The organism is Apilactobacillus sp., from assembly GCF_025290035.1.
In the GTDB taxonomy this organism is placed as follows: Bacteria; Bacillota; Bacilli; order Lactobacillales; family Lactobacillaceae; genus Apilactobacillus.
On sequence record NZ_JAMBKT010000036.1, the window covers coordinates 1 to 5,390 of the forward strand.

Sequence of the window (5,390 nt, forward strand, 5' to 3'; positions counted from 1 at the left end):
ATACATAAGGAGATGATCAGATGGATACATCTAAGATTATTAATCCAATGCTGGGATGGAAGTTACGTCCAGTTGTTGAAGCCACTGAAGGAGCTAAAGACATTGATGACATTAAGTTTAACTACATGTTAATGCCTAAGCCAGATACACCAGAACATGTTGCCGAATGGAAACGTGTTTTAGCTGAATATGAAAATAAAAGAAAGTAGCAAGTTAGTAACTTGCTACTTTCTTTGCGTTTCTATTATATAATTAATAATAGGGACAATAGTTTTATTCTTTAAGAACAAACAAGAGGTTGCATATGAAACCAGTATTAATTATCATTCGTGGAAACAAATCTAGTGGGAAATCAACGCTAGCTGTAAGACTACAAGAACAACTTGGCGTTAAAAAAACATTTTTAATTCAACCGTCATCAGATGACGATACGCAAACCATGACTAAGTTAGCGCAATATGGACAAAAGCATTTTGAATACGTGGTAATTGAAGGTGAATTACCTACATCCATATACATGGATTCAATTAAAAAGATTATTAAAATGTTTGGCGAACAAACATTGGTTTATTATTTAAATCTAACGTTAGACCAAACGATTGAATTAGATCAACAACGTGCTGAACCATACGGCAAAGAACAATTAGTTGAACAGTTCCAACCATATGACCAAATTAACGAATTAGAAAATCAATTAGATGGATTGAATCTTGATGAAAAAATCGACCGGATAACTGAAGATATCAATAAATTACCATTATTTTAAGATGTTGATATGATGGGATTTGAAAGATAAATAATTAATTTCTAATTAAATTTTACATTATTTAGTTATAAATGCTTGCTTATTTTTGCTAAATATTTTATATTATCTCTTGTGTTTTAATGGATCGTCATATATAATAAGAACAGTTGTTCGCATAAGGCGATCAGTTAACTCATATTTATTGATATTAGGGAGACCTCTCATCTCTCTAAAATTATCTCTTATCTCTCTCAAAAAAGACCGCTCTCTCTCAAGATGGTCTTTTTTTTATGCGTAAATATCAGATACTTTTTTATTATTTTAGACACTCTCTTAACATCAGTAAAAATTAGAAAATAATTAGATTTACATTTGATTTTTTAATGATATAATCATTTTTATAGTTAAATCACATTAGGAAAGAAGATGATAACATGAATGATTTTATGGATATTAATCGTCTTCCTCGTGAAGAAGTTGTTGTCAGTTATGCAAGATCAACTAAGTGTCCAACAAAAGAAGGAGATTAGAATAAAATAAAAACCATCCATAATATCATAAGTATAGGATGGTTTTTATTTTAGAAAGTTGCTATGAATAAATTTGATTACGGAATATTTACTCAAGTTAGATATAAACAAAATAGAGAATTTATATCTCAAGGGTGGAAATTACATTGCTCCGGTACTATTGATAATTATAAAGAAATATTAACGATAGTTAAGGATGAATGTAATTTAGAAAAGATAGATTATAAGTATGTTAGAGAATATAAATCAATTCAGTACAGAATAAGTGGAGATTGCCCAACTCCAGCATTTGGGAAATTAATTACTATTTATCCTAATAGTATTGAATCTTTCATTTTAATCGCTAATAAGCTTTATCATCGTTTTTTTAAAGTTTAAGGGTCCCTATATTTTATCGGATAAACCAGTTTACGATTCTGAAGTTTTGTATTATAGATATGGAGATTTTGATCGAGATGATGGATACATTTTGGACAGTAAAACAGGTTTATTTATTGACGATAATAGAATGTATTTTTGGGTGCCGGAATTTACAAGTGATCCGCTTGACTATAATGATAACGAGAAAGCAAAAATCATTAACAATACAGTAATTCCCGAAAAAATTATAAACTCATCATCGGCTGGAAATACTTATTTAGGTAAATTTAAAAATAATGAAGTGATAATTAAGGAGGGAAGAAACTTAGTCATAAGCTCTAAAGGAAGCGCAAAAAAAGACGTTGAACGAGAAATTCACACTATTAATTTGATGAAAAACAAAATTATAGTTCCTAAAATAATAAAAGTTTTTGATGAATTTAATAATAAATACGTTGTTGAAGAAAAAATTTCAGGAGTTACTCTAGATATATGGTGTGCAAAAGATTATGCAGAAATTAAGAATAATTTATCAATGGTTTTTAAATGTATAATTCGCACAATAAAGAGTTTGCATGAAAATGGTATAGTTCTTCAGGATGTTAGTCCATCTAACTTTTTGATTAAAGAAGTGGACGGTGATATAAAAAATGTTATTATCTGCGATTTTGGATCTGCCCATCATTTTAATGAAAAGTGGTCTGTTTCTGATGGGTCTACCGTTGGGTTTTATGACTCTAGATCAAAAAAATTAAATCCTTTTGAACAGGATTTCCACAAAATAGGATATTTATTTATGTCTATGATTTTTCCTTTTAATAATCTTTTGATGACTGATTCAACTGGTGATAGGACTTGGGAATTATTTCTTATGTTTTGTCATGAAAAAAATGTGTCTAGTGATCATATAGAAATTATAAAAAAACTAATAAAAACGCATTTAGAAATAGATATGAAAATAGGTGATATTAATACCTCCGCTTTACCGAATAAAAATAATATAAAAATATTATTAGATGAATTACTAGACAATAAGTTAAATAAGAGACACAGGATAAATCTTAATCTAATGAATCGTGAAGACACGTATGAATACATTGATACTATTAATGATATAGGATTAAATGGTGGATTATCGTCTATTGGAATGACTTTACTCCTAAATAAAAATATTTGTACAGAATACCATGATTATATATTGTCAAGAATAGACAGAATTATAATGGAATCAAGAAACGATGCTTATCTTGGGATTGAAAAAGGAATACTAGGATCATTACTGTATAAAATAATTTATTCTATTAGAATTTCGGACGAGAAAAAAATACAATCTCATATATCTGAACTTATTGATTTTAAATATCGATTGAAATATAAGAATAAAAAAATTGCAGGAATGACTACTAAAAGTAATAATAATATTTTTTCGCCCTATATTATGGATGGACTATCTGGATATGTTATTTTGTTATATTTATTCATAGATTATTCAAATATATCTAACAGAAGGAAAATTATAAACGTAATTAATGATTGCTTAGATGTTATTATGAAGGAGTCGTGGACAAAACATGCTGGTATAGGGTATGGGTTATCAGGGTTGTTATATACTGTATTACTTGCTAAGGATTATTATCATGACAGTAAACGATTAAATAATTATATAAATAGAGTTTATCTTGTTATTACTAAAATGGTTTGTTTTGAAAATAAAATTATCGTACATGATAGGTATAACAATGATATTGATTATTCATTTACAAATGGTGCAAAAGGAATTTTATATTTATTAAACTTAAATAATAGAAAGTAGGTGTTTATTTATGATAATCTTCAAACAAGATAGTATCGTCAGAAAGTTATTTTACTCCGGGGTCTTAAATGGAATCGGAACCACGTTATTTAATATCGTGTTCGTGATTTATGCCAGTCACACACCGAACGCCAAGATCGCGATTGCTGCAGTCGGCATTATTTCAACAATTCCGTTTTTACTGAATTTCTTATTAGGCTACTTTGCCGATAAGGTTAGTCGTAAATTTAAGGGGTTAATTAATGTTAGAATTGCGCAAATTTTGCTGTATTTATTCCTATCCATGTTTATCGATATTGAAAAGAATTGGATCGTCTTTGGGTTAGTCCTCCTAATCAATGTCTTGAGTGACATGTTAGGGACGTTTAGCTCATACATGCAGTTGCCGATTTTAAAGAAACACGTTTCATCTGGTGATTTAGCAAAGGTACGTGGTGTTCAAAGTGGGATTTCGCAAACGTTGGATTTAATTGGCGGTCCGCTCGGGGCTTTTATTCTGACGCTTATTCACTTTAATTTCGCTGTCTTTGCATTGATCAATTCCTTTTCATTTTTCTTATCTCTGGTGGTTTTACATAATATTAAGGTTGATGAACCGAAACCCAAAGAGACTAATACAGAATCGTTTTACGCGTTTAACAGGGACAATTATGAAAATATCAAAGAGAATTTTAAATACATAATTAAGATTAAACAGTTAAAACACTTCTTAATCATCTTTACCGTTTTTAATCTAATTGGATCACTACAAACGACATTATTAAGTATCACGATTCTAGGAAGTCATGCACTAACCCTGTTTAACTTCGGGTTTACGGTCGCTGCTGTGGACACGATTGAGGTCTTAGGGATGATCATGGGATCGGTGATTCCGTTTAACCGTTTTTACGCTTTGACTATCGAACATAACTTAATTTTTGAAATGATGATGTTCTTCGTGATTCCGTTATCAGTTGTCGTCTTCCCCAACGTTTATTTATTATTAGTCTTAATTTTCTTAAGTGGATATTTTGCCGGCATTTCGAATCCCAAAATCGATGCCTTTATTATTAAGAATTTACCAGAAGACAAAGTTGGTGGAGGAATGGGTGCCTTTTATACCATTGTGACTTTTGGCCTACCAATTGGCTCGGCGATTGCCGGGGTATTAGCTGCCGGTTTATCAACCATTTCGGGTTGGTTCACATTAATGATCATGGCGGCTATTAGTATTGGTTATTTGGTGGTATTATCTATTAAGTATTCATCAAACGTATAAAAGAGGTCACTAATAATGGAAACCAAAGATTTTAAAAGAAACATTCTGATATACAGTGCGATTGCGATTATCGTTTTCGCGTTAATCACATGGGCACTTACTGATAATCGATTTAACCTAGCGATATCAATCAGACCAATTAATTTCTACTATAAATTGGTATCAATTGCGTTTTTAATCATTTATTACACAGTCGCTTCACTGTTTAAAAGTAAAGCGTTAAGCATCATAGTGTACACCATTTATTTATCAGTTATTGGGTTTAATTTATTCGCTCTTATTTTTAGTTTGATTTCTGCTAACTTCTTATTGGCGTTAGTATATTTGGTTTTGATCATGGCGTTTCTAATTGTTAATTTCTACTATATTATTAGTAACAACCAGATCATTAATAATAACGTTCAACAAAGTGGCGCATACTTTAAAAACTGGTGGCACAGTCTTTATCAAAATGTGCTTATCAATAAGCCACTATTGATTTCAATTATCGTCTACTACGTCATCGACAGTATCTTAAATAATCCAAAATAAAAAAGCACATTATCAGTGCTTTTTTTATTTTTATCTAGTAATGGGGTGACTAGCGACTAGTGCTTTAACTTGTTCGCGGGCGTCATCTAATAGTGCGTCATCACTAGGATGGTTTAACACTTTAACGATGATTTCTGCGACTTCTTCAGCGTC

At 30.5% G+C, this 5,390-nt stretch carries 6 protein-coding genes; all 6 read left to right on the plus strand.

What is annotated here, in order from left to right; genetic code table 11:
- The first annotated feature begins 20 nt into the window (after positions 1-20).
- The 6 genes from M3005_RS05835 (at position 21) to M3005_RS05860 (ending at position 5,237) form a co-directional block, all read left to right on the plus strand.
- Positions 21-209 (plus strand): hypothetical protein, encoded by a 189-nt coding sequence (locus M3005_RS05835; protein ID WP_293794519.1) that lies wholly within the window; start codon positions 21-23, stop codon positions 207-209.
- 95 nt (positions 210-304) lie between these two features.
- Positions 305-766: a P-loop NTPase family protein gene (locus M3005_RS05840; protein WP_293794520.1), complete on the plus strand. Its 462-nt coding sequence runs from the start codon at positions 305-307 to the stop codon at positions 764-766.
- A gap of 572 nt (positions 767-1,338) precedes the next feature.
- Complete coding sequence (locus M3005_RS05845) at positions 1,339-1,653, plus strand: class III lanthionine synthetase LanKC N-terminal domain-containing protein (protein ID WP_293794522.1); 315 nt, start codon at positions 1,339-1,341, stop codon at positions 1,651-1,653.
- Positions 1,654-1,699: 46 nt separating this feature from the next.
- The gene (locus M3005_RS05850; RefSeq protein WP_463670948.1) at positions 1,700-3,448 is read left to right on the plus strand and encodes a protein kinase domain-containing protein; all 1,749 of its coding nucleotides are present in this window, start codon (positions 1,700-1,702) and stop codon (positions 3,446-3,448) included.
- A 10-nt stretch (positions 3,449-3,458) separates the two neighbouring features.
- Entirely contained in the window at positions 3,459-4,706 is a 1,248-nt protein-coding gene (locus tag M3005_RS05855) for an MFS transporter (RefSeq protein ID WP_293794526.1), read from the plus strand.
- A gap of 15 nt (positions 4,707-4,721) precedes the next feature.
- Positions 4,722-5,237, plus strand: coding sequence for a hypothetical protein (locus M3005_RS05860; protein WP_293794527.1), 516 nt, complete (start codon positions 4,722-4,724; stop codon positions 5,235-5,237).
- The last annotated feature ends 153 nt before the right edge of the window (positions 5,238-5,390 follow it).